Source organism: Streptomyces sp. NPDC002853, assembly GCF_053591915.1.
In genome coordinates this window covers 98,359-122,428 of sequence record NZ_JBSFUS010000005.1, presented here as the reverse complement: position 1 = coordinate 122,428, position 24,070 = coordinate 98,359, and the positions used below count along the sequence as shown (strand labels likewise).

The following is a 24,070-nucleotide window of genomic DNA, read 5'->3' as shown; positions in this document are numbered from 1 at the left end:
CGCACATGGAAACGAGCAGACGCACCGTCCTGGCCTCGGCCGCCGCCGTCGGTCTCACCGCCGCCGCCGTCACCGGCACCGCGTACGCGTCGGCGGGCCGCACGCCCACCAAGGAACTCTTCGGCAAGCTGGCCGACGGCACCAAGGTGTACCGCTGGTCCCTCGCCAACGGCGGCACCCGCATGAAGGTGCTCAGTTACGGCGGCATCGTGCAGTCCCTCGAACTGCCGGACCGGCGCGGCCGCTACACCAACGTGTCCCTCGGCTACGACACCATCGAGGCGTACGTCGCCGGGACCACCTTCTTCGGCGCGCTGATCGGCCGGTACGGCAACCGCATCGCCAAGGGCCGCTTCACCCTGGACGGCAAGACCCACCAGCTCTCCGTGAACGACGGCGAGAACAGCCTGCACGGCGGGGCCAAGGGCTTCGACACGCGGGTGTGGGACGTCGAGCCGTTCAAGGACTCCTCCGGTGTCGGCCTGCGCATGCACTACACGAGCGTCGACGGGGAGATGGGTTACCCCGGAACGCTGCGGGTGACCGTGACGTACACGCTCGACGCGCGCGGTGACTGGCGCATCGACTACGCGGCGACCACGGACAAGGCCACCGTGGTGAACCTGACCAACCACACGTACTACAACCTCGCGGGCGAGGGCAGCGGCGACATCATGGGTCATGAACTGGCCCTGGCCGCCTCCCGGTTCACGCCCACCGACGCCGGTCTCATCCCGACGGGCGAGCTGGCGAAGGTGGCGGGCACGCCCTTCGACTTCCGGCGCGCGAAGACGGTCGGCGAGGACATCCGGGTCGCGCACGAGCAACTGGTGACCGCCAAGGGCTTCGACCACAACTGGGTCCTGGACAAGGGCATCACCAAGCGCCCCGAACACTTCGCGACGCTGCGGGACCCGGAGTCGGGACGCACCCTGAAGATCGCCACGACCGAGCCCGGCGTGCAGTTCTACTCCGGGAACTTCCTGGACGGCACCCTCACCGGACCTTCGGGGCGCACCTACCGGCAGGGCGACGGCCTCTGCCTGGAGACCCAGCACTTCCCGGACTCCCCCAACCAGCCGAAGTTCCCCACGACGGTGCTGCGCCCGGGGCAGACCTACCGGTCGAGCACGGTCCACAGCTTCTCGGCGCGCTGAACCGGAACGGCGATGCGGCACGGCCCGGCGGGGTCGTGCCGCATCGCCGTGTCCGCTACTTGTAGCTGATGTCCGCCGACGTGAACCTGCAGTACTTGCCGTCGGGGCCCGTGCCCGTCTTGGGCGGCTCGGCGCCGGTGTTGTTGCCGGTGAAGCGGTCGCAGGTGGCGATCTTCCTGCCGCTGTCGCCGTGGACGCGGATGTTGCGCAGCGCGGCCGTGTCGCCGTAGTTGGTGTTGATGCCGACGATCGACTTGCCGGGGGCGGTGATGTCCACGTCGTTCACGATGATGGTGCGCTGGTACTGCTTGGAGCAGTTGCCGCAGGCGCGCACCAGCTTGCCGAAGTCGGAGACCTGGAACTTCGTGACGACCAGCTTGCCCGCGCCGTTGAACTGGAAGACCTTGTCGTCGGCCTTCTTCGCGCCACCGCCGTAGACGGTGTACGTCGAGCCCGCCGACGTCCCCTTGAAGGTGGCCGCGTCCTCGCCGACGTCCTCCCACCACACGTTCTGCAGCGTGCAGCTGCCCGAGCAGTGGACGCCGTCCGCGGCCGGGGAGCCGAGGATGACGTTCTTGAGCGTCGCGCCGTCCTTCAGCTTGAAGACCGGGTCCTGGCCCTCGTCCTGGCCGTCGCCGCCCAGGGCACCGGTGCCGTAGTGGCGCTTGAGACCGCCGTCGTAGGTACCGGAGACCTCGATGGTCTTGGACGTCGGCTTCTCGCCCTTGGCCTCGGGCCAGGCGGTCGCCGCCCCCGCCGTCGACATCATGGTGGTGGTGAGGAGGGCGGCGCCGGTCAGGCCGAGCGCGGCGACGCCGCCGACGACGGCACGGCGCTTGGTGAGACCTCGGCGGTGACGGACGCGCTTGTTCGCTCGTGGGGTCATGTTCCCGGATCATTCCTTCGGTGGTGGACGGCTTACATGTCCTTGTCGCCGCCGCCCGCCGAAGGGTTGCCGCCCAGGTCCGGCCAATCCGCCGCCGTCCGCACGGTGAAGGGGCGCGCGCTCCCCTCCACGGTGACCCTGACGTCCGCGCCGTCGCGTGCGGCGCGGAAGACCGCCGCGGGCCGGCCCGCCAGATCCGGCACGGTGATCTGCGCGCCGTCCGCCTCCGGGGTGACCAGGAGGGTGAGGTCCTGGAGCCAGTCGCCGTCCGCGCGCCGGTCGTCGGCGCCCAGCGGGAGCAGCGCCCCGGGCCGCACATACAGCGGGAGGCTGTCGAAGCCGTGGGTCTCCCGGCGCCAGCCAGGACCCTGGACCGTCTCGCCGGTCAGCAGGTGGGTCCAGGTGCCTTCGGGCACGTAGAACTCGACGTCTCCCTCGGCGGTGAAGACCGGGGCGACCAGCAGGTCGGGGCCGAGCATGTACTGGCGGTCCAGGGTGCGGCACGCGGGGTCGGCCGGGAACTCCAGGAGCATCGGCCGCATGGCGGGGACTCCCGTGCGGTGGGCCTCGACGGCGGCCGCGTACAGGTACGGCATGAGGCGGTGCTTGAGCCGCGTGAAATTGCGGGCCACCTCGACTGCCTCGTCACCGAACGCCCACGGCACCCGGTAGGAGACGTTGCCGTGCAGGCGGCTGTGCGAGGAGAGGAGGCCGAAGGCGAGCCAGCGTTTGAAGACCGCCGGGTCGGGGGTGCCCTCGAAGCCGCCGATGTCGTGGCTCCAGAAGCCGAAGCCGGACAGCGAGAGGGAGAGACCGCCGCGCAGCGACTCGGCCATGGCGCCCAGCGAGGCGAAGCAGTCGCCGCCCCAGTGCACGGGGAACTGCTGGCCGCCCGCGGTGGCAGAGCGGGCGAACAGGACCGCCTCCCCCGGGCCGCGTTCCTTCTCCAGGAGTTCGAAGACCGTGCTGTTGTACAGCTGCGCGTAGTAGTTGTGCATGCGCGCGGGATCCGAGCCGTCGTGCCAGACGACGTCGGTGGGTACGCGTTCGCCGAAGTCCGTCTTGAAGCAGTCGACTCCCTGGTCGAGCAGATCCCGCAGGTGGCCCGAGTACCACTCGCGGGCGGCCGGATTGGTGAAGTCCACGAGGGCCATGCCGGGCTGCCAGAGGTCCCACTGCCAGACGTCGCCGTTCGGCCGTCTCACGAGATAGCCCCGGTCGGCGGCCTCGGCGAAGAGTGCGGACCTCTGCGCGATGTACGGGTTGATCCACACGCTCACCTTCAGACCGCGCTCGCGCAGCCTGCGCAGCATGCCCTCGGGGTCGGGGAAGACCTCGGGGTCCCAGCGGAAGTCGGTCCACTGGTACTCGCGCATCCAGAAGCAGTCGAAGTGGAAGACACCGAGCGGGATGTCGCGCTCGGCCATGCCGTCGACGAAGGCCGTGACGGTCTCCTCGTCGTAGGGCGTGCAGAAGGAGGTCGTCAGCCACAGGCCGAACGACCAGGCGGGCGGCAGCGCGGGGCGGCCGGTCAGCGCGGTGTAGCGGCGCAGGACGTCCTTGGGCGTGGGTCCCGCGATGACGAAGTACTCGATCGACTGGTCCTCGACGCTGAACTGGACCTGCCCGACGGACTCGGAGCCGATCTCGTAGGAGACCTTGCCGGGGTGGTTGACGAAGACGCCGTAGCCGCGTGAGGAGAGGTGGAAGGGGATGTTCTTGTAGGCCTGCTCGCTGCTGGTGCCGCCGTCGGCCTGCCAGATGTCGACGTTCTGGCCGTTCTTGACGTACGGGGTGAAGCGTTCACCGAGGCCGTAGATGTACTCCCCTACGCCCAGCGCGAGTTGGCCGATCATGTGGTGGCTGCCGTCGGGCGCGGTGGCGAAGCCGGTGCCCCTGCCCTCGACGGCCGTCAGCCGCTGCCGGTCGGCGTCGAGGAATTCGAGGCCCCAGGGCTTGTCGCTGTCGAGGCGTACGGTGAGCGGTCCGCTGGTGAGTTCGGTGACCGTGCCCTCGCGTTTCACCAGCCCCGAGCCCTCGGTGGCGTTCAGGCCGAACTCCGGCCCGTGGGCGGCCTTTCCCGCGTGATGTGTCGCCCGTACGCCGATCACGCCCTCGGCGGGCGAGAAGCATTCGACGGTGACGAGCGGCGTGTTGAGGGTGTCGCCGCGCTCGCGGACCCGGTGGACGGCGGCGTACGCGGTGAACCGCCCCGCGTCGTCGCGCACCTCGCGCACGTCGGTCGCGTACGAGGCGCGCACCCCCTCACGCATCAGCCAGAAGCCGTCGGTGAACTTCATGCGGTCTCCCTCGGCCGGGCGGCGGTGGTGGTGGTGAAGGCGAGCCGGGCGAGCCGCAGGGGGCCGCGCAGCCGCACGCGCAGATCGCGCACTCCGGAGACGGTGAAGCCGGAGGTGAGCGTGGCGTAGTCGTAGGGGCCGCCGGTCGCGGGGACGGTCACGGTGGTGGCGGTGCTGCCCGAGATGAGGTCGACGGCTCCGGACCCCGCGGCCTCGACCGACACTCCGCTCACCCCCTCGCCGAAGTCGCAGGCCCGGAAGAGGAGTTCGCCCGTGCCGTCGTCCAGTGGCCGTACGGCGTCGCCCGACGTCCTGGCGCGGTCGACGATCTCGGTGCCGTGCTGTTCGTCGTAACCGGTCGCCGCGAGGCCCGCTCGCCGCACCGGCCTCGCGGCGATCGGATCGCCGTCGACGTCCACGCCGGCGCTGAGCCGGATGTCGGCGCTGGAGGCACCGGCGAGGACCTCGTGGGCGCCGGGAGCCAGGGCCCAGCGGTCGTGCCGCACGTCCCAGAACCCCAGGTCGGACAAGGCCAGGCGGAACTGCAGACGGCAGGCGGCACCGGCCGTGAGATGGACGCGGCGGTGCGCGGCGAGCTGTTGGTGCGGCAGGGCGACCAGCGAGGCGGCCTCCCGGGGAGCCCGGGTGTAGAGCTGGGCCACCTCGTCCGCGTCGCGGGGCCCGGTGTTGGTGACGGTGAACGCGACGTGCAGGTTCTGCCCTTCGCGCTCGACCACCAGGTCCTCGTACGCGAAGGAGGAGTAGCCCAGGCCGTGTCCGAAGGGGTAGAGCGGGGTTCCGTCGAAGTAGAGGTAGGTCTGCCGGGAGCCGATGATGTCGTAGTCCAGCAGGTCCGGCAGGTCGGCGTCCGCGGCGTACCAGGTCTGCGGGAGGCGCCCGGCGGGGGACACGTCGCCCGCGAGTACCCGGGCGAGTGCGGTGCCCGCGGCCTGTCCGCCGTGGGCGCTCCACAGCAGTGCGGGCAGCTCGGCGTGGGCGTCGGCGACCGCGTACGGGTAGGCCGAGACCAGGGCGAGCGCGGTGCGGGGGTTGGTGGCGCGGGCCGCGCGCCAGAGGCGGTCCTGGTGGGGCGGCAGGGCGAGCGTGGTGCGGTCCTCGGTCTCGCGGCCGTTGATGTGGGGGTCGTTCCCGGCGACGACGATCACCGTGTCGGCCTGCGCGGCGGCACGGGCCACGGCGTCCTCGCCGCGTTCCAGGACGTCGAGGGTGAAGACCTCCGGCTCGTCGGCAACCTTCACGCCGTCGGCGGCGACAGAGACGTATCCACCTGTCCCTGTGTGTGCGATGAGGTACCCGTCCCCGTGGTCGACCAGCGCGAACGTCTCCTGTACGACCCAGCCGCCGGGCCGGTCCGCCGACGCGCGCACGAAGCCGTCGTCGGCGACCGAGAGGTAGCGGCCGTCGGGAGCGCGCAGTGTCCATGCGCCGCCTCCCCAGTCGACGAGGGCGAACTCGGTCGGCTCGGGGCCGCAGGTCAGCGGCGGCAGGTCGGTGCGGCCCGCGAGCAGCGCCGGGTCCAGGGCGATCTCGGCGCCGCCGGCACGCTCGTCCTCCGCGTGGTGCGGCACGTGGAGCCAGCCGGCCGCGCACTTCAGGCGCACCCGGTCGACGCCTTCGGTGAAGGTGACGCGGTCAGCGCCGAAACGCTCGCGCAGTCCGTCGAGGGGGGTGCTGCGGTGGATCAGGGTGCCGCTGTACCAGTCGGTCCTGCACTCGTCGGCAAGGAGTCCGACGACCGCGATCCGGGCCCCTTCGTCCAGCGGGAGCAGCCCGTCGTTCTTCAGCAGGACGACGGCCTGCTCGGCCGCCTCCCGGGCGAGCGCGCGGTGCCCGGGAGTGTCGAAGGCGTGCGATGCCGGGTCCGCGTACGGTCCCTGGCCGGGGTCGAACTCGCCGAGCCGGAAGCGGACGGACAGCTGGCGGCGGACCGCCGTGTCGATGTCGTCCTGGGACAACAGGCCCTGTTCCAGAGCCCTTTGTATGCGTCCGGTGATGATGCTCGCATCGGTGCCGTGGTCGGTGAAGCTGTCCACGCCCGCGACGAGCGCCGCCGCGGTGGCCTCCTCGTGGGTGTCGAAGTACTTCTCGGAGTCCACGAGGTTGCTGGGCGCGCCCGCGTCGGACACGACGAGCAGCTCTTGGCCGGTCCAGGTGCGCAGGTGTTCGCGGAGGTGGGGCGAAAGGTGGTTGGGCCGGCCGTTGACCAGGTTGTACGCGGGCATCACCCCGGCCACGGCGCCCGCCTCGACGGCGGCCCGGAAAGCCCGCAGGTCGTACTCGTGCAGGACGCGCGGGCGTATGGAGGCGGACGACGTGTCCCTGTGCGTCTCGTTGTTGTGGGCCAGCCAGTGCTTGAGCACGGGGGCGGTGCGCCAGTGGTGCGGGTGGTCGCCGCGCAGGCCCCGGGTGTACGCGACGGCGATCGCGGAGGTGAGCCGGGGGTCCTCCGAGTAGCCCTCCTCGTTCCTGCCCCACAGCGGGTGGCGCAGGAGGTTCACGGTGGGCGCCCAGAGGTTGAGGCCGACGCGGTCGTCCCGCGCGCGCATGGCGCGTGCCTCGGCGCCGACGGCCTCACCGACACGGCGGACGAGGTCGTCGTTCCAGGTGGCTCCGAGCCCGACGGCCTGCGGGAAGACGGTGGCGGGGCCCATCCAGGCGACGCCGTGCAGGGCCTCCTGTCCGGTGCGGAACGGTGCGATGCCCAGTCTTTCGACTCCGGGCGTGAACTGGTGCAGGAGCGCGACGCGTTCGTCGGCGGTCAGCCGGCACAGCAGGTCGTCCACGCGCTGGTCCAGGGGCAGTTCGGGGTCACGGAAAGGCGGCGGGCTTGCGGTCACGTGCGGATCCCCTTGGCGAGCGGTGGGCACGGTGGAAGGAACTCGTGGTCATTCATCGTCGTGTTCTTCGAAGCGCTTCGATGCTCGGCGCAGCTCCAGCCGATGTCAAGGCGGCATTCGCGCAACACCTCTTGTTACAGCCCATGCCTTCACTTAACCTCGCAGCAATATCGAAGCGCTTCGAAAGCCGACCGGCGGTGACCGCCGTGTGTCCGGGCACGCGCCACGAAGGGTTGACGCAATGACGCCGAACTCCCTCTCCAGCAGCTCACGTTCGAGCCGGAGATCTTTCCTCGCCTCCTCGGGCCTCGCCGCGATCGCGGTGGCCGGCGGAGCGCCACTGCTCGCGGCCTGCGGGGGCAGCGGGTCGAAGAACGAGGGCACCACGACGGGGAAGAAGCTCAAGGGCCTGCTCCCCGCGTACACCGCGTCGCAGCTCGTCGGCCCGGACATCCCCGCCAAGAACGGTTCGGCTGCCGGCTTCACCAAGGCACTGCCCGCCTCGGAGCTGAAGACGTCGGTGCCGCAACGGCTGGGCAAGGGCGGCGAGTTCACCGTCATGGCGCCGATCTGGGGGAACGTGCCCAAGCAGGGCAACCCCTACTGGACGGCGATGGACAAGGCCGCTGGTGTCCGCGTCAAGTGGCAGAACCAGCAGGGCGACACGTACGGCCAGAAGCTGGGCGCCGTCCTCGCCTCCAGCGGTGTCCCGGACGCCGTGGTCGTGCCCGGCTGGGAGCTGACCGGCAAGATACCGAGCGCCATCGCCAACAAGTTCGCCGATCTCGGGCCGTATTTGAGCGGCGACAAGGTCAAGGAGTACCCGAACCTCGCGGCGATCCCGTCCGGCGCCTGGCAGCGCTCCATCTTCGGCGGCAAGCTGCGCGGCCTGCCGATGCCGTCCGCGACGACCCCGAACATCGCGCCCTTCTACCGCACCGACCTCTTCGAGAAGGAGGGCCTCGAAGCCCCCACCAGCGCGCAGGAGTTCTACGACCTGTGCAAGCAGCTCAACGCCCCCAAGAGCAAGGTGTGGGCGTGCGGCGACATGAGCTGGGCCGCCTGGAACATCTTCGGGGTGCTGCCCGAGAAGCCGTACTACTGGAAGCTCGTCGACGGCAAACTGGTCAACCGCTACGAGACCGATGAGTACCTCGAAGCCCTTGAGTGGTCGCGCAAGCTCTACTCGGCGGGCTTCGTGCACCCCGACGCGAAGGCCGAGACCGGCAGCATCGGCGACCTGTGCGCGGCGGGCAAGGTCTGGATGTACTGCCAGGACCTCTCCGACTGGTACGGCAAGGCGGCCGTGCAGCGCGTGGACAACAAGAAGTTCCGCATGGAGGCCTTCGACTACTTCGCCGCCGACGGCGGAGCGCCCACCCTGTACGCCCGTCCGCCGGCCGACATCTGGACGTTCATCAGCGAGAAGGCCGACGAGAAGACCGTCCGCGACATCCTCGCCCTCGCCAACTTCACGGCCGCACCCTACGGCTCCAAGGAGCAGCGCCTTCGCATGTACGGCGTCGAGGGCGTCCACCACACGTACGAGGACGGCGTCCTCACCAAGAACGGCAAGGGCAACAACGAGGTCTTCTCCACGTACGAATACCTGGCGTCGCCGGCGCCCTTCATCGCCTACGCCGACCTGCCGGACGTCACCGAGGGCATGGTCGGATGGCAGCAGCGGCAGGGCGCGCACACGAAGAAGCCGCTCTTCCACGGCATGCAGATCATCGAGCCGACCCGGTACACCGAGCTGAACGCCGAGTTCGAGGACCTGGAGAAGGACGTCGTGCGCGGCCGCAAGAAGGTCTCCGACATGCAGCAGGCGGCTTCGGACTGGAAGTCGGGCGGCGGCGACAAGCTGCGGGACTGGTACAAGAAGCTGCTCGACGAGACCGGCGACGCGGCGTCCTGACATGGCCCAGAGCACGACTCACGCGCGCGACACCAGCACCGAGCGGGCGCCCGCCCCGCCTGCCGAAGCCGCGCCCCCCAAGAAGAAGGCACCGCCCCGCGTCCCGCTGCGGCACCGGCTGCGCCGCGACCGGGTACTGCTCCTCATGGTGCTGCCCGCGCTGCTCCTCCTGCTCGTCTTCAACTACGTGCCACTGATCGGCAACGTCGTCGCCTTCCAGGACTACGACCCCTACATCGCCGACAACGCCTTCCAGGCGATGACACAGAGCCCCTGGATCGGCATCGAGCACTTCCGGCACATGGTCGAGGACCGGCTGTTCTGGCAGGCGGTCAGGAACACCCTCGCGATCTTCGCGATCCAGCTGACGCTGTTCTTCCCGCTGCCGATCGCGCTCGCGCTGTTCATCAACAGCTTCGTGCGCCCCCGGGTGCGGGCGGTCGCGCAGGCCATCCTCTACCTCCCGCACTTCTTCTCCTGGGTCCTTGTCATCACGGTCTTCCAGCAGATGTTCGGCGGGGCGGGGCTCGTCGCGCAGGTGCTGCGCGACCACGGGCACGAGGGCTTCGACCTGATGACCGACCCGGGCCTGTTCAAGTTCCTGGTCACCTTCGAGATGGTCTGGAAGGACGCGGGCTGGGGCGTCATCGTCTTCCTCGCCGCGCTCGCCGCCGTCAGCCCCGATCTGTACGAGGCCTCGGCGATGGACGGCGCGAACCGCTGGCGGCGCATGTGGCACATCCAGCTCCCCGCGCTGCGCCCGGTGGTGGCCCTGCTCCTCGTGCTCCAGGTCGGCAACGCGCTCACGGTCGGCTTCGAGCAGATCCTGCTCCAGCGCACCGCGGTGGGACCCACGGCCTCCGAGGTCCTGGACACCTACGTGTGGAACACCGGCCTGGACAACGGCAACTTCGGCTATGGCGCCGCCATCGGCATCGTCAAGGGCGTCTTCGGCCTCCTGATGGTGCTCGGCGCCAACAAGGCCGCCCATCTCATGGGCGAGCAGGGGGTGTACAAGCGGTGAGCCTGCTCAACTTCGGCATCAAGCCGGGCAGCAGGACCGGTCTGCGCCCGGTGTGGGAGGAGCCCCCGACGCGGGCCGGCCTGGCCACCAAGGGCGTGACACTGGGCCTGGTCTGTCTGGCGGTCCTCTTCCCGGTGTGGGTGGTGGTCGTCACCAGCCTCTCCTCCGTCAGGACGATCACCGAGACCGGCGGCCTGGTGGTGATCCCCCGGGGCATCACCTTCGTCCACTACCAGGAGCTCCTCGGCGGCGGCCAGGTGTCGCGGGCCACCCTGGTCAGCGTGGGCGTCACGGTCGTCGGCACGCTCTTCAGCATGGTGGTGTCCGTCCTGTGCGCGTACGGCCTCTCGCGCCCGGGATCGGTCCTCCACCGTCCGATCCTGCTGCTGATCGTCGCCACCATGTTCTTCGGCGCCGGGCTCATCCCCACCTATCTGGTGGTGCAGGGCCTCGGTCTCACCGACACCTATCTGTCGCTGATCCTGCCGAGCGCCCTGAACGTCTTCAACATCCTCGTGCTGCGGGCGTTCTTCATGGGCACGGCGCAGGAGCTGATCGAGAGTGCCCGCATCGACGGGGCCGGTGACCTGCGCATCCTGTGGCGGATCGTCATGCCGCTGTCCCGCGCGGTCATCGCGGTCATCACCCTGTTCTACGCGGTGGGCTACTGGAGCGCCTGGTTCAACGCGTCGATCTACCTCAGCGACCCGGACATGATGCCGCTGCAGAACGTCATGCAGCAGCTGGTGATCAAACAGCAGAAGCCGACGGGCCTGAGTCAGGCGATCAACACGGGGCACCTGTCGCCGCTCGCCATCCAGATGGCCGTGATGGTCCTCGCGCTGCTGCCGGTCGCCGTCCTTTCGCCCTTCGTGCAGCGGCATTTCAAGCAGGGCATGCTCACCGGCGCAGTGAAGGGCTGACCGCACCGATGCCTTCCCTCGACGACACCACCCGCGGCCGCATCCTGTTCGGCGGCGACTACAACCCCGAGCAGTGGCCCGAGGAGGTCTGGCTCGACGACGTACGTCTGATGCGCGAGGCCTCGGTCACCTCCGTCACCGTCGGGGTCTTCTCCTGGGCGAAGCTCGAACCGAGCCCTGGCGTACGGGAGTTCGGCTGGCTGGACCGGCTGATGGATCTGCTGCACGCGCACGGCATCGGAGTCGTCCTCGCCACGCCGACCTCAGCTCCCCCGCCCTGGCTCGGCCGGCTGCACCCCGAGACCCTGCCGAGGGACGAGAACGGGCAGGTCGAGTGGTGGGGATCGCGCCAGCACTTCGCGCACTCCAGTGCCGTCTACCGCAGCTACGCCGCCGCGATCACCGAGGACCTGGCGGTCCGGTACGCGCACCACCCCGCACTCACGATGTGGCACATCAACAACGAGTACTGCACCTACGACTGGGGCGACGAGTCGGCGGCCGCGTTCCGCCGCTGGCTCCGCGCCAAGTACCCCTCGACGGACGCGCTCAACTCGGCCTGGGGGACCGCCTTCTGGGGTCAGGGCTACACCGACTGGGCGGAGATCCTGCCACCCCGCCACGCGCACTACCTGAAGAATCCCACCCAGGTCCTCGACTTCAAGCGCTTCACGTCCGACGCCCTCCTCGAGTGCTTCCGCGCCGAGCGGGACATCGTCACCGCACATACCCCGCACCTGCCGGTCACCACCAACTTCATGCCGTTGTGGTCGGGGCAGGACGCGTGGATGTGGGCCACGCAGGAGGATGTCGTCTCCGTCGACGTCTACCCGGACCCCAGAGACCCGCTCGGCGCCCAACAGGGCGCACTGGTACAGGACATGACCCGTTCGCAGGCGCGCGGTGGTCCTTGGATGCTGATGGAGCAGGCAGCGGGTCCGGTGAACTGGCGCGGCGTGAACCATCCCAAGCCACGCGGCCTGAACCGCCTCTGGTCCTGGCAGGCGGTGGCGCGCGGCGCGGACGCCGTCTGCTACTTCCAGTGGCGCCAGTCCCGGCAGGGCGCGGAGAAGTTCCACTCCGGGATGCTGAGCCACGCGGGCGAGCACGGCCGCACCTTCCAGGAGGTCAAGGAGCTGGGTGCCGAACTCGCCCTGGTCGGGCCCGAAGTCGTCGGCACACGGGTCACTGCCGACGTGGCCGTCCTGCACGACTGGGACTCCTGGTGGGCGAGCCAACAGGAGGCCCGCCCCTCCTCCCTGGTCGACCACGCGCAGGTTCTCGGCGCCTGGCACCGCGCCCTGTGGGAGGCGAACACCCCCGTCGACTTCGCCCACCCCGAACACGACCTCACCCCGTACCGCCTGGTCGCGGTGCCGCACCTCTACCTCCTCACCGACGCCGCGATCGACAACCTCCTGACGTACGTACGCGACGGGGGCACCCTCGTCTGCGGCTTCCTCACCGGGGTCGCCGACGCGGACGACCGGGTACGGCCGGGCGGCATGGACGCGCGGCTGCGCGCGCTGTTCGGCATCCGGACCGTGCACGAGTGGTGGCCCCTTGAAGCCGGGGAGAGCGTGGACTGCGGGGAGTTCAGCGGCACACTCTGGTCGGAGGAGCTGCAGACCGACGACAGCGCGAAGACGGTCGCCGCCTACCGGGGCGGCGAGCTCGACGGCCTCCCGGCGGTCCTTCGCCGCGACCGCGCCTGGTATCTGTCCACGCTGCCCGAGCCCGAGGCCCTGCGCGACCTGCTCGCGCGCGTGGCCGCCGAAGCAGGCGCACGGCCGCCGCTCGCAGGCCTCCCCCGCGCGGTGGAGGCCGTACGCCGCGGCGATCTCCTGTTCCTCCTGCACCACGGCCGCGATCCGGTGACGGTGCCCGTGCCGGGCAGGCACCTCGATCTGCTGACCGGCAGGACGGTCGAGGGTGCGATCACCCTCGACCGCTACGGCGTGGCCGTCCTGCGCCACGCCGGCGACGACGTCCGCGGGTCCGCCCCGGCCCCGCGGCACTCCCCCCACCCTGGAGACGACACATGACACGACACCCCCGCCGCACCCTCACCCGCCTGCTGCTCGCACCCACGCTGGCGGCGGGCGCGGTGCTCGGCATGGCCTCCGCCCCCGCGCAGGCCGCCGTCTGGAGCTCCTGCGACCAGTGGGGCAACACCAACCTGAACGGCTACACCCTCTACAACAACATCTGGGGCTCGGGCGCGGGCAGCCAGTGCATATCGGCGGACTCCGGCACCAAGTGGAGCGTGCGCGCCGACCACCCGAACACCGGTGGCATCAAGTCCTACCCGAACTCCAAGAAGGTCATCGGCAAGCCGGTCGACTCGCTGTCCTCGCTGAAGAGCTCGTACAACGTCAAGGTCCCCTCGTCGGGCGACTACAACTCCTCCTACGACATCTGGGACACCGATTACGACTACGAGATCATGCTCTGGGTCAACTACAACGGGAACGTCGGCCCCCTCGGCACCGCCCAGGGCACCGTCAGCCTGGGCGGCCACACCTGGGCGGTCCACAAGGGCACCAACGGCGCCAACGAGGTGTTCTCCTTCCTGCGCACCTCCGACTCCTCCGCCGGGACCGTCGACATCCTCCCGATCCTCAAGTGGATCAAGAACACCAAGGGCTGGATGGGCAACGAGACCATCGGCGACGTGCAGTTCGGCTACGAGATCAGCGGATCGGCCGGCGGCCTGGACTTCACCACCAACTCCCTTACCGTGAGCGGTGGTTAGCCCGGAAGCTTGTCGCCGACCAGGGCGAGATTCTGGATCGCGGCGAGCCCGAACAGCGCGGTCTCGTTGGTGTTGATCCGCAGGTTCTCGTAGCCGGGCTCCAGGACGGCGGGGCCTGTGAGGTCGGTGCGGTCCCAGCTCATCGCCGTCGTATAGCCGTCACTGTCGTGGAACTTCTGCCAGGCACGCGTCGCCAGCTTCTCGTCCTTCAACTGGGCGGCGGCGTACGCGTCCTGGCGGGAGTGCCCCTGGAACAGCAGCAGGCTGCCGAAGTCGTTGCCGTAGCGCTCCTTCTGCTCGGCCTTGGTGGCGTTGAAGTAGCGGCAGTAGTCGAGCCACGCCTCCTTGAACTCCGGCTCGTCCACGAGGTCGATGAGCTCGGCGCACATCTCGACCAGGCCGAACATCGCGGAGAGGTGGGAGACGTTCACCGCGGGCTCGGCGGCCACCGCGAACTTCCCGGTGTCCAGGTCGTAGAGCCCGCTGCCCTGGACGAACCCGTTGGGCTGGGCGCCGATGGTCTGCATGGTGGAGCGCAGGCGGGCCTCGGCCTTCGCCGCCTTGGGGCCGCCGCGCTCCCACTCCGTGAGCCAGGCCGCGGCGAGGCCGCTCCAGTCGGTGCCGAAGCCGATGGACAGGGCGTTGCGGTCGGGTTCGTACGGCTCGGTGCGGATCTTGCGCAGCGGGTCGAGGACGAGGAACGTCTCGTCGGAGTCGACCAGGGCGTGCATCAGGTCGCCGACTCGTTCGTCGGCGGTGAGGAAGTAGTAGGGGCGGCGGTAGACGGCCGTGGAGATCCGCTGCTGCTTCGCACTGTCCGCGAAGTGCTGCACGCCGTGCCGGGTGCCCAGGCCCGCCCACTTGCCCAGGTGGTAGGAGTCGACCTCGCCGGTGTGCCGGGTCATGGCCTCGGCGAAGCGGAAGATGTCGGCGCGGCCCGAGCGCAGGTAGGCGTACCAGAGCCACAGGTCGGGCGAGAGCTCGGAGTTGTCCCAGGCGTAGCCCCCGACGTCGTACCGCCACTGGTGCCGGTCCTCGTCGTAGGTGTGCATGATGTCGCCGTAGTCCCAGAAGCCGTACCAGCGGCGCTGTTCGGCCTGTTCCTTGTAGTAGGTGAAGAGGAAGTCGAGGTGGTCCTCGATCGTCGCCTTCGCGGGCGTCGAGCGGTCGACGGGTGAGAAGAGGCCGCCGAAGACGCCTGCCTTCGTCATGTGCTCGGGGGCGGCTGCCAGCTGGGGCGGGGTGCGGACGGTGGCGGCCTGGTCGACGAGGGCGGCCGCCGAGGGGGTGGCCGCGTTCGCCCAGAACATCAGCTCGCTGGTGCGGGCGATGCCGTACGGGGTCCCGAAGCCGGGTTCGTAGTCCTCGTAGGTGATGTTGAGGCCCTCGATCTGCTCGGGGTAGGTGTCCTGGCCCATGCCGTCGTGGTACGTGCGCAGGTCCATCGGCTGGGCCTCGGGCGACCAGAGCCAGAGGGTGACCTCGGCCTCGTCACCGGCGGCGCCCCGGATGTCCAACTGGGCGGGATGCTTCTCCCAGAAGTCGCGCAGGCCGAAGGAGAATCCGCCGCCGACCCCGCCGACGTAACCGAATCCGCTCGCCCGACCGCCGCCTCCGGCCGTGATCCAGGTGTGCCCCGGCTTGGTGCGCTTGCGCAGGGTGAAGCCGTCCGGGGAGAGCTGGGAGAGGGTGTAGTCGCCCCAGGTGGGAATGTACTGCAGGCGGGTGGTGACCCGCTGGTCCCAGGTCGCCGGATCCGGCAGCTTCTCGCCCTGGACCTGGGCGGTGCGGATCGCGGAACCGGGGTCGCGGCGCAGGCCCGTGATCCCCTTGACCGCTTCGGTCAGAAACCCCTTGCCCTCGCCCGCGATACGGATGTGCCGGTCGTACGCCGCGTCGCGCATCGGCACGCTGAAGCGGACACCCAGGCCGCGGATGAAGTCCTTCTCCGCGTCGCCGTCGTAGGTGATGGTGTGCACCATGCGGAAGGAGTCGGCACCCGCGTAGAAGTAGAGCCGCACGCTGAAGGGCAGCCAACTGCGGCTTCCCTTGCGGTGTTTGCCGTCGATGCGGACCACGGCACGTACGGGCCCGTCCTGTTCCGCCTTTGCCCCGCTGATCTCTCCGTCGAAGCGGTCCCACTTGGCGTTGCCGCGGTCGCCGTCGTCGAGGTCGCCCTGCCGGAGGAGGACGAGCCGCCCGTCGGTGGCGATCCGCACGCCGTCGCGGGTGACGGACTCGACCAGCTTCTCGCCGTCCTTGGAGATGACGGCCTTGATGACGCCGGTGTCGACGGTGATGGCTCCGCGGGTCTCGGTGACGGTGACCTTCTTGCCCTGGGCCGCCGGCGTGCCGGGCCCGAGGCGGAACTTCTCGGCCCCGGCCGCCCCCGGGCCCACCGCGTGCGCCGTCCACTTCACCGAACCGTCGGGCCAGTGGGCGGTCTCCCAGGTCTGTACGGGCACACCCTTGCCGTCGGCGGTGTCGAGGGCGAACTTCTGGCCGGCGGGGTGGGCGCCCTTGGGCCACGGGACACCGAAGGTGGATCCGGGCGCGGCACCGAGGCCGCCCTTCTCCAGCCAGCCGATGGCGACGGGACCGTCATCCGCCCCCGCACGGGAATCCGCTTCGGCGTCGCCGCGGCCGAGAACCCAACTGAACTGCGCGGCGGCACCGGCGACGGCGGCGGCCTTGAGCAGGGACCTGCGGGGGATCGAAGACATGGTGATCCTTTCTCTGTGCACGATTTACGTGGGCATGACAGATCCCGAGGCGCGCGGCTGAGTCGGCTTCGTGACGTGGTCCTCAAACCGCCACGCCGCGCCGTTCGACGGCCAGGGCAGCCGCCGCGACCATCCCGAGGGCGGGTGCCGCCAACGGCAGGGCGAACCAGGCGGACGCGGCGACCACCGCGAACCCGCACACGATCACCAGTGACCCGGCGGGATCGCGCAGCGTGCGGCGCACCGCCCCGGTCAGGAGCGCGCGCCACGATGCCCCGGGGCCCCAGTTCGCGGCCGCCCGCAGCCCCGCGACGACCAGGACGAACAGGGCGATGACCCCGACCGCGCCGACGAACGCGCCACCGGGAAGACCCGCCCGTACGAACGCGATGTCGGCGAGGAGCAGGGCGAGCGCCGCCCATCCTGCGAGACCCACCAGCCAGCCGCGCCGGGCCGCCGCGCGCAGATCGGCGGTGAACTCCCGCCAGCCCGCGGTTTCGTGGGCCAGATGCCGGTCCAGGTGGCGGGACCCGGCTGCGAAGGCGGCGGGCAGGGTGACCAGGGGCAGGGCGGCGAGCGCGATCCACACCCCGGTCAGCAGACACTCGGCGAAGGCGCCGAATCGGTCCATGAACAGGGACCTCTTGACAAATGTCCCGCTCACGCGGCCTCAGCCCTTCAGACCCGACGTGGCCATACCGTCGATCAGGTAGCGCTGGAAGGCCAGGAAGAACGCGAGGACGGGCAGCAGCGCGACGAGGGACATGGCGATCATGCCGCCGTAGTTGGCCAGGCCCACCTGGTCGACGAACATCTTCAGGCCGAGCGAGACGGTGTACTTCGAGGGGTCGTTGAGATAGATCAGCGGCCCCATGAAGTCGTTCCAGGAGTTGATGAAGGTGAAGATCGCGCTGGTGATGAGCGCGGGCCTGCACAGCGGAAGCACGATCGACCAGTAGATCCGCAGATGCCCGCAGCCATCGAGCCGCGCCGCCTCGTCCAGCTCCTTGGGAAGGTTCCGCATGAACTGCACCATCAGGAAGACGAAGAAGGCGTCCACCGCGAGGTACTTGCCGAGCAGCAGCGGCGTATAGGTGTTGATCAGGCCCATCTTCTGGAACAGCACATACTGCGGGATCAGGAGCACGTGGTACGGAAGGAGCAGGGTCCCGATCATCAGGGCGAACAGCAGATTGCGGCCCGCGAACCTGATGCGCGCGAAGGCGTACCCCGCGAGGGAGCAGGAGACAAGGACCCCCACCACCGAACCCAGCGCCAGGTACAGGGAGTTGGAGAAGAAGGTGGCGATGGAGATGTCGGCGATCCCGTCGGCAAGACCGGCGTAGTTCGCGACGATGGGGTCGGTCGGGAACAGGTCGAGGCTGCCGACGATCTCGTCGTTCGGCTTGAACGAACCGCCGAGCGCCCAGATCACCGGGTAGAGGACCACGGCGAGGACCGCCAGGGAGCCGATGTGCCAGGCGAGCGAACCGGCCGGACGCCGTCGGCGGCCGGGCCGTGCGTGCGGTGCGGGCTGTGTGTGCGACGCGGTCATCGGGCGCCCTCCTCGTAGTGCACCCAGCGCTTCTGGGACCAGAACAGGACCGCCGTCACCAGCGCCACCGCGAGCAGCAGCATCCAGGCCATGGCCGACGCCAGGCCCATCCGGCTGTTCTCGAAGCCCTGGACGTAGAGATAACAGGTGTAGACGAGCGAACCGTCCGCCGGGCCACAGGCGTTGCCGCCCGCTCCGCCGCCGACGATGTACGCAGAGGCGAAGATCTGGAAGGAGTGGATGGTCTCCAAAAGGACGTTGAAGAAGAGGACCGGGGAGATCATCGGCAGCGTGATGTTCCAGAACCGCCGCCAGGTGCCCGCACCGTCCACCTCCGCCGCCTCGTACAGCTCGCGCGGCACCTGCTTCAATCCGGCCAGGAAGATGACCATCGGCGCGCCGAACTGCCAGACCGTGAGCGCCACGAGACTGTAGATGATCCACTGCGGGTCGCCGGTCCAGCCACCGACGTCCATGCCGAAGATCGCCCGCTGCGTACGGTCGACGATGGCGTCGTCGGAGAAGATCGCCTTCCAGACGACCGCGATCGAGACGCTCGCCCCGATCAGGGACGGCGCGTAGAACGCGGCCCGGTAGAAGGCCTGCCCGCGCCGCTTCTGGTTCAGCAGCAGCGCCACGCCGAGGGCGGCCGCCAGCTTCAGCGGGGTGCCGACGACGACGTACCAGAGCGTCACCTCCACCGACTTGCGCCAGCGCGGGTCGCCGAACATCTCGGTGAAGTTGTCCAGGCCGATCCACCGGGGCGCGTCGAAGAGGTTGTAGTCGGTGAACGCGAAGTAGAGCGAGGCGACCATGGGTCCGGCCGTGAGCAGCAGGAAACCCGCGAGCCACGGCGACATGAACAGGAACCCGGCGATGTTCTCGCCCCGCCGTCGCCGCCGGGCGGCCTCGGGGAGGCGGCGGCCGCTCGGCGGCGACGGCTTCTCGGGGGCGGGCGCGCCCACCGAGGCCTGAAGGGACGCCATCGTGCCGCCCATCAGGAACCGAGCGCGGTCTTGCACTCGGTGAAGAACTGCTTCACCGCTTCGTCCACCGACCGCTCCCCCAGAGCCAGCTCCTCAGCGATGCGCAGGAACGCCGCCTCGCAGACGTCCGCGCCGGCCGGGTGCGGCGTGATGGTCTCCAGGACACCGGATTCGACGAGCTGCTCCTCGTACGCGGCGATCTCCTTGTTCACCGAGGCGATCACCTTGTCCTTCTCCTCGGCGGGCTTGTACGCCTCATACTGCGCGGTCGTGGTGGGTACGCCGCGGTCGTATCCCATGATCTTGGCGACCTCGGGGTCGTGCACCATGAAGTCGATGAACCGCGCGACCTCCTTGGGGTGTTGGGTGCGCTTGGAGCCGCTGAGCATCAGCGAGCCGAGGTACTGACCCGTCTTCTTGCCGTCGGTGGTCGGGAGCGGGGCCAGGCCGTACTCACTCTTGCCCTCGGCGGTGTAGCGGACGGTGAAGTTGTCCCAGGTGAACTCGGACGCGGCGATCTCGGCGGCCACGGCCGACTTGGGCTTGATCTGGGCGACCTTCTTCGGGTCGGCGTAGATCCCCGACTTCACCCCGGCGTACCCCTTGGTCCACCACTCCTTGAGGTCGGCCTCGTCGAAGCCCAGGCCGTTCTCGGTGAAGAATGCCTTGCCCTGCTGACGCAGGTAGGGGTCGTAGAGGTACATGACGCCGTAGAGGCCGCTGTCGCCGGCCCTGCCCTGCTTGTGGATCTTCTCCATCGCGGTGTGGAAGTCGTCCCAGGTCCAGCCCATCTCCGGGGTGACCCCGGCCTTCTCGAAGACCGGCTTGTCGATCACCAGGGCCATGGAGTTGCTGCCCACGGGGACGCCGAGCAGCTTGCCGTCGACCTCGCCGAACTTCTCCAGGCCCGCCCGGAATCCGTCCAGGCGCAGGTTGCCCGCCTTGGCCTGCGCGTTCAGGTCGAGCAGCACGTTGCGCTTGTCGTACTTGCGCAGGAAGCCGATCGCGTTCTGGAAGACGTCGGGCGGGTTGCCGCCGGAGGCCTGGGTGTTGAACTTCTTCCAGAAGTCGAGGTAGGGCTGGAAGTCCGTCTTCACCTTGATCTTCGGGTGCTTCTTCTCGAAGAGCTCGATGGTGCGGTTGATCCGCTTGGCGCGGTCGTCGGAGCCCCACCACGCGTACCGGATGGTGACGGTCCCGTCCCCGGCTCCGCTTCCGCCGCCGCAGCCCGCCGCGGTCAGTCCGAGGGCCGCCAAGGAGCCACCGGCCAGCTTCAACAGGCCGCGCCTGTCAACTTCCCCATTCGTCGGCACAGTTCGTCCTCCGCTACGCGATTGAATCGTTTTAGGAAAGCGCTTGCCGGGACAAGGTAGGGAGCCGCGATGAGTACGTCAACGGTTCGGGCGGTAACAGTCGAAGCGCTTCGAGACGACGCGCTCCAACTTCGATATTTCGAACGAGTTTTCTTGCGCGAAACGTTGACGCGGGCCGGTCGGCGCCCTAGCTTCATCGCGTCGTACTTCGTACGTCATATATGAGACGCGATACGCGATGACTGCACGACGGCCGTACGCGATGACCGCAGGACGGCCGCACGACGACTGAGAGCATCGATGAACTTTGCGCCCCACCCCATCCCCTCGCGCACGCAGTACGTGCTCGAGGCGGTCAAGCACCGCATCCTCACCGGGCAGTTGGCGCCCGGCCAGCCCCTCGTCGAGACCGAGCTCGCCGCCCAGTTCGCCGTCTCCAAGACGCCCGTTCGGGAAGCGCTGAAGACGCTCGCCGGGACCGGTCTCGTCGTCATGAGCCAGTACAAGGGCGCCACCGTGCGCACGGTGGACGCGGCCATGGCGCAGGAGGTCTACGACGTACGTCTGCTGCTCGAACCGGAGGCCCTGCGGCGCACCGTCCGCAGCGGCGCCCACCTGGAGGAGGCGCGCGACGCGCTGGAGCGCGCTGACTCCGCCGCGGACGCGGCCGAACGCTCCCTGGCCAACCGGGAGTTCCACCGCGCTCTCTACGTCCCGTGCGGCAACCCGCTGCTGTCCCGGATGCTCGACGACGTGCGCGACCAGGCGGCCCTGGTGTCCGCCGTCGCCTGGGCGACGCTGCCCTCCTGGGAGCGGGAGGCGGCCGAGCACCGGGAGATCCTGCGGCTCGCACTCGCGGGGGAGGCCGACGCGGCGGCACGCGGACTCCACGACCACATCGCCTCGTTCGTACGGCGGGCGTTCCCGGAAGGGGAGCTTTCATGACCGGCCCGATCCTCGACTCCCGTTTCGGCGAGCTGCGTTCGGCGCTCGCCGATGTGGTCGCGATCCCGGTGACACCGTTCGCCGAGGACGGATCGGTGGAGCGGGACACCTACCGCACCCTGGTCAGGCGGCTCGTCGACGGAGGCGTGCGCACGCTCACCCCGAACGGGAACACCGGTGAGTTCTACGCGCTGAGCCCCGAAGAGCGGCGCCTGGTCACCGAGTTGACCATGGAGGAGGCGGGGCCCGGCGGTGCCTTCGTGCTCGTCGGTGTCGGCCATGATCTGCCGACGGCGATCTCCGCGGCCCGGCACGCGCGGGACGCGGGCGCGCACATGGTGATGGTCCATCAGCCCGTGCATCCGTACGTGTCGCAGGACGGCTGGGTCGACTACCACCGTGCCGTCGCCGACGCCGTGCCCGAGCTGGGTGTCGTCCCCTACATCCGCAATCCGCGCCTCACCGGCCAACGCCTCGCCGACCTGGCGGCCCTGTGTCCCAACGTGATCGGCGCGAAGTACGCGACCCCGGACGCCGCCGCCTTCGCCGCGTTCGCCCGGGACGCGGGGCTCGACCGCTTCGTGTGGGTGGCGGGGCTCGCCGAGCTGTACGCGCCCGCCTACTGGGCCGTCGGCGCCACCGGCTTCACCTCGGGTCTGGTCAATGTCGCGCCCGAGGTGTCACTGAGCATGCTTCGGGCGCTGCGGGCCGGCGACTATCCGGCGGCCATGGAGGTCTGGGAGCGGATCCGCCGCTTCGAGGAGCTGCGCGCCGCCGATCAGTCCGCGGACAACGTCACGGTCGTCAAGGAAGCCCTGGCGGCGCTCGGTCTGTGCCGACGCGAGGTGCGCCCGCCGAGCCGGGTGCTGCCCGAGGAGCGGCGCGACGAGATAGCGGCCCTGGTCAAGGCGTGGTCGGCATGAGGGCCGACGAGCTGCGCAGCCACCAGTGGTGGGGCACGGACGGCCTGCGGTCCTTCAGCCACCGGGCGCGCACCCGGCAGCTCGGGTATCTGCCCGAGGAGCATCTGGGCAAGCCCGTCATCGCGGTCCTCAACACGTGGTCCGACATCAACCCGTGCCACGTCCACCTGCGCGACCGCGCCCAGGCGGTCAAGCGCGGGGTGTGGCAGGCGGGCGGCTTCCCCCTGGAGTTCCCCGTCTCCACGCTCTCGGAGACGTTCCAGAAGCCGACGCCGATGCTCTACCGGAATCTCCTCGCCATGGAGACGGAGGAGCTGCTTCGGTCCTACCCCGTGGACGGGGCGGTGCTGATGGGCGGCTGCGACAAGACGACGCCCGCCCTGCTCATGGGCGCCGCGAGCGTCGACCTGCCGACCGTCTTCGTGCCCGCGGGGCCCATGCTCCCCGGCCACTGGCGCAACGAGGTGCTCGGTTCCGGCACCGACATGTGGAAGTACTGGGACGACAAGCGCGCCGGCCTCATCGGTGACTGCGAACTGGGCGAGCTGGAGAACGGCCTTGCCCGCTCCCCCGGGCACTGCATGACCATGGGCACCGCCTCCACGCTGACCGCCGCGGCCGAGGCCCTCGGCGTGACGATGCCCGGCGCCTCCGCCATCCCCGCGGTGGACTCCGGACATGACCGGATGGCGGCCGCGTCCGGCCTGCGGATCGTCGAACTCGTGCACCAGGACATGAAGTTGTCGCGGTTCCTGACCGCCGATGCCTACGAGGACGCGGTCGCCACCGTGCTCGCGCTCGGCGGCTCCACCAACGCCGTGATCCACCTGATCGCCATGGCGGGCCGCAGCGGCGTACGGCTCACGCTCGACGACTTCGACCGGATCGCACGGACCGTCCCGGTGCTCGCCAACCTGCGCCCCGGCGGTCAGTACCTCATGGAGGACTTCCACTTCGCGGGCGGACTCCCGGCGTTCCTGGCCCAGTTGACCGACGTACTGCACCTGGACCGGCCCACCGTCGCCCACGACAGCCTGCGCGAGCAGCTCGCGGGCGCCGTCGTGCACAACCCCGAAGTCATCAGGCCCCGTACGAAGCCCCTGGCCGAGGAGGGCGGAGTGGCGGTCCTGCGCGGCAACCTCTGCCCGGACGGGGCCGTCATCAAGCACATCGCCGCCGAGCCGCGGCTGCTGCGTCACACCGGCCCCGCGGTCGTCTTCGACGACTACCGGCAGATGCAGCGCACCATCAACGACCCGGAGCTCGGCATCACCGCCGACCACGTACTGGTGCTGCGGGGTTCGGGCCCCAGGGGCGGCCCCGGGATGCCCGAGTACGGCATGCTCCCGATTCCCGACCATCTGCTCAAGCAGGGGGTGCGTGACATGGTGCGGATCTCCGACGCGCGGATGAGCGGCACGTCGTACGGCGCGTGTGTGCTGCACATCGCGCCCGAGTCGCACGTGGGCGGGCCGCTCGCCCTGGTCCGCACGGGCGACCGGATCACCCTGGACGTCGAGGCGCGCTCCCTCTGTCTCGACGTGTCCGACGAGGAGCTGGCGCGGCGACGGGCCGCGTGGACGCCGCCGCCCGCCCGCTTCGGACGCGGCTACGGCGCGCTCTACGACGAGCAGATCACCCAGGCCGACACCGGCTGCGACTTCGCGTTCCTGGCCCGCGACGGCGAGGTCCCCGACCCGTACGTGGGCTGAGCGACCCGTACGCGGGTTGAGCTCCACGGCTTTCTCGCACGACCTCTCACGCACTTCCTCCTCTGTACGAGATCTCGAACGACGTCTGCGAA

General features: G+C 69.7%; 17 protein-coding genes. 9 read left to right on the top strand and 8 right to left on the bottom strand.

Features of this window, described 5'->3' with window-relative positions; translation table 11 throughout:
* Window positions 1–5 precede the first annotated feature (5 nt).
* Window positions 6–1,157 carry an aldose epimerase family protein gene (locus tag ACWD02_RS14840; RefSeq protein ID WP_451209519.1) on the top strand — a complete coding sequence of 384 codons (1,152 nt, stop codon included), beginning with the start codon at window positions 6–8 and terminating at the stop codon, window positions 1,155–1,157.
* 55 nt (window positions 1,158–1,212) lie between these two features.
* On the opposite strand, the gene ACWD02_RS14835 is transcribed toward ACWD02_RS14840, so the two are convergent.
* From ACWD02_RS14835 to ACWD02_RS14825, 3 genes are read right to left on the bottom strand one after another with little or no spacing between them, the layout of a single operon-like run.
* Entirely contained in the window at window positions 1,213–2,043 is an 831-nt protein-coding gene (locus tag ACWD02_RS14835; RefSeq protein ID WP_451209516.1) for a pectate lyase, read from the bottom strand.
* 32 nt (window positions 2,044–2,075) lie between these two features.
* Complete coding sequence (yicI, locus tag ACWD02_RS14830) at window positions 2,076–4,343, bottom strand: alpha-xylosidase (protein ID WP_451209513.1); 2,268 nt, start codon at window positions 4,341–4,343, stop codon at window positions 2,076–2,078.
* On the bottom strand, window positions 4,340–7,201 hold the full coding sequence (locus ACWD02_RS14825) for a glycoside hydrolase family 3 C-terminal domain-containing protein (protein WP_451209510.1): 2,862 nt from the start codon (window positions 7,199–7,201) through the stop codon (window positions 4,340–4,342). The genes yicI and ACWD02_RS14825 overlap by 4 nt, the downstream gene beginning before the upstream one ends.
* A gap of 241 nt (window positions 7,202–7,442) precedes the next feature.
* Here ACWD02_RS14825 and ACWD02_RS14820 point away from each other — a divergent pair, with 241 nt between their 5' ends.
* From ACWD02_RS14820 to ACWD02_RS14800, 5 genes are read left to right on the top strand one after another with little or no spacing between them, the layout of a single operon-like run.
* The gene (locus ACWD02_RS14820) at window positions 7,443–9,119 is read left to right on the top strand and encodes an extracellular solute-binding protein (RefSeq protein ID WP_451209507.1); all 1,677 of its coding nucleotides are present in this window, start codon (window positions 7,443–7,445) and stop codon (window positions 9,117–9,119) included.
* 1 nt (window position 9,120) lies between these two features.
* Entirely contained in the window at window positions 9,121–10,143 is a 1,023-nt protein-coding gene (locus ACWD02_RS14815) for an ABC transporter permease (RefSeq protein ID WP_451209505.1), read from the top strand.
* Window positions 10,140–11,066 carry a carbohydrate ABC transporter permease gene (locus ACWD02_RS14810; RefSeq protein WP_451209502.1) on the top strand — a complete coding sequence of 309 codons (927 nt, stop codon included), beginning with the start codon at window positions 10,140–10,142 and terminating at the stop codon, window positions 11,064–11,066. The genes ACWD02_RS14815 and ACWD02_RS14810 overlap by 4 nt, the downstream gene beginning before the upstream one ends.
* Before the next feature lie 8 nt (window positions 11,067–11,074).
* On the top strand, window positions 11,075–13,111 hold the full coding sequence (locus ACWD02_RS14805) for a beta-galactosidase (RefSeq protein WP_451209500.1): 2,037 nt from the start codon (window positions 11,075–11,077) through the stop codon (window positions 13,109–13,111).
* Window positions 13,108–13,821, top strand: a complete 714-nt coding sequence (locus ACWD02_RS14800; RefSeq protein ID WP_451209497.1) for a glycoside hydrolase family 12 protein — start codon at window positions 13,108–13,110, stop codon at window positions 13,819–13,821. Before ACWD02_RS14805 ends, ACWD02_RS14800 begins: the two co-directional genes overlap by 4 nt.
* Here the strand turns inward: ACWD02_RS14800 and ACWD02_RS14795 are convergent.
* The 5 genes from ACWD02_RS14795 to ACWD02_RS14775 form a co-directional block, all read right to left on the bottom strand.
* Window positions 13,818–16,544, bottom strand: coding sequence for an exo-rhamnogalacturonan lyase family protein (locus ACWD02_RS14795; protein WP_451209495.1), 2,727 nt, complete (start codon window positions 16,542–16,544; stop codon window positions 13,818–13,820). The genes ACWD02_RS14800 and ACWD02_RS14795 overlap by 4 nt on opposite strands.
* An 82-nt stretch (window positions 16,545–16,626) precedes the next feature.
* Window positions 16,627–17,175 carry a hypothetical protein gene (locus ACWD02_RS14790; RefSeq protein ID WP_451209493.1) on the bottom strand — a complete coding sequence of 183 codons (549 nt, stop codon included), beginning with the start codon at window positions 17,173–17,175 and terminating at the stop codon, window positions 16,627–16,629.
* Window positions 17,176–17,214: 39 nt separating this feature from the next.
* Window positions 17,215–18,099, bottom strand: coding sequence for a carbohydrate ABC transporter permease (locus ACWD02_RS14785; RefSeq protein WP_451209490.1), 885 nt, complete (start codon window positions 18,097–18,099; stop codon window positions 17,215–17,217).
* On the bottom strand, window positions 18,096–19,085 hold the full coding sequence (locus ACWD02_RS14780) for a carbohydrate ABC transporter permease (RefSeq protein WP_451210769.1): 990 nt from the start codon (window positions 19,083–19,085) through the stop codon (window positions 18,096–18,098). The genes ACWD02_RS14785 and ACWD02_RS14780 overlap by 4 nt, the downstream gene beginning before the upstream one ends.
* Window positions 19,086–19,096: 11 nt before the next feature.
* Window positions 19,097–20,398 carry an ABC transporter substrate-binding protein gene (locus tag ACWD02_RS14775; RefSeq protein WP_451209487.1) on the bottom strand — a complete coding sequence of 434 codons (1,302 nt, stop codon included), beginning with the start codon at window positions 20,396–20,398 and terminating at the stop codon, window positions 19,097–19,099.
* A gap of 300 nt (window positions 20,399–20,698) precedes the next feature.
* On the opposite strand from ACWD02_RS14775, the gene ACWD02_RS14770 reads away from it, so the two are divergent.
* The 3 genes from ACWD02_RS14770 to araD are packed head-to-tail and all read left to right on the top strand — an operon-like array spanning window position 20,699 to window position 23,978.
* Window positions 20,699–21,343 carry a GntR family transcriptional regulator gene (locus ACWD02_RS14770; RefSeq protein ID WP_451209484.1) on the top strand — a complete coding sequence of 215 codons (645 nt, stop codon included), beginning with the start codon at window positions 20,699–20,701 and terminating at the stop codon, window positions 21,341–21,343.
* A complete protein-coding gene (locus ACWD02_RS14765) occupies window positions 21,340–22,266 on the top strand; it encodes a dihydrodipicolinate synthase family protein (RefSeq protein WP_451209481.1) in 927 nt (308 codons plus the stop codon). Before ACWD02_RS14770 ends, ACWD02_RS14765 begins: the two co-directional genes overlap by 4 nt.
* Window positions 22,263–23,978: an L-arabinonate dehydratase gene (araD, locus tag ACWD02_RS14760; protein ID WP_451209478.1), complete on the top strand. Its 1,716-nt coding sequence runs from the start codon at window positions 22,263–22,265 to the stop codon at window positions 23,976–23,978. The genes ACWD02_RS14765 and araD overlap by 4 nt, the downstream gene beginning before the upstream one ends.
* Window positions 23,979–24,070 lie beyond the last annotated feature (92 nt).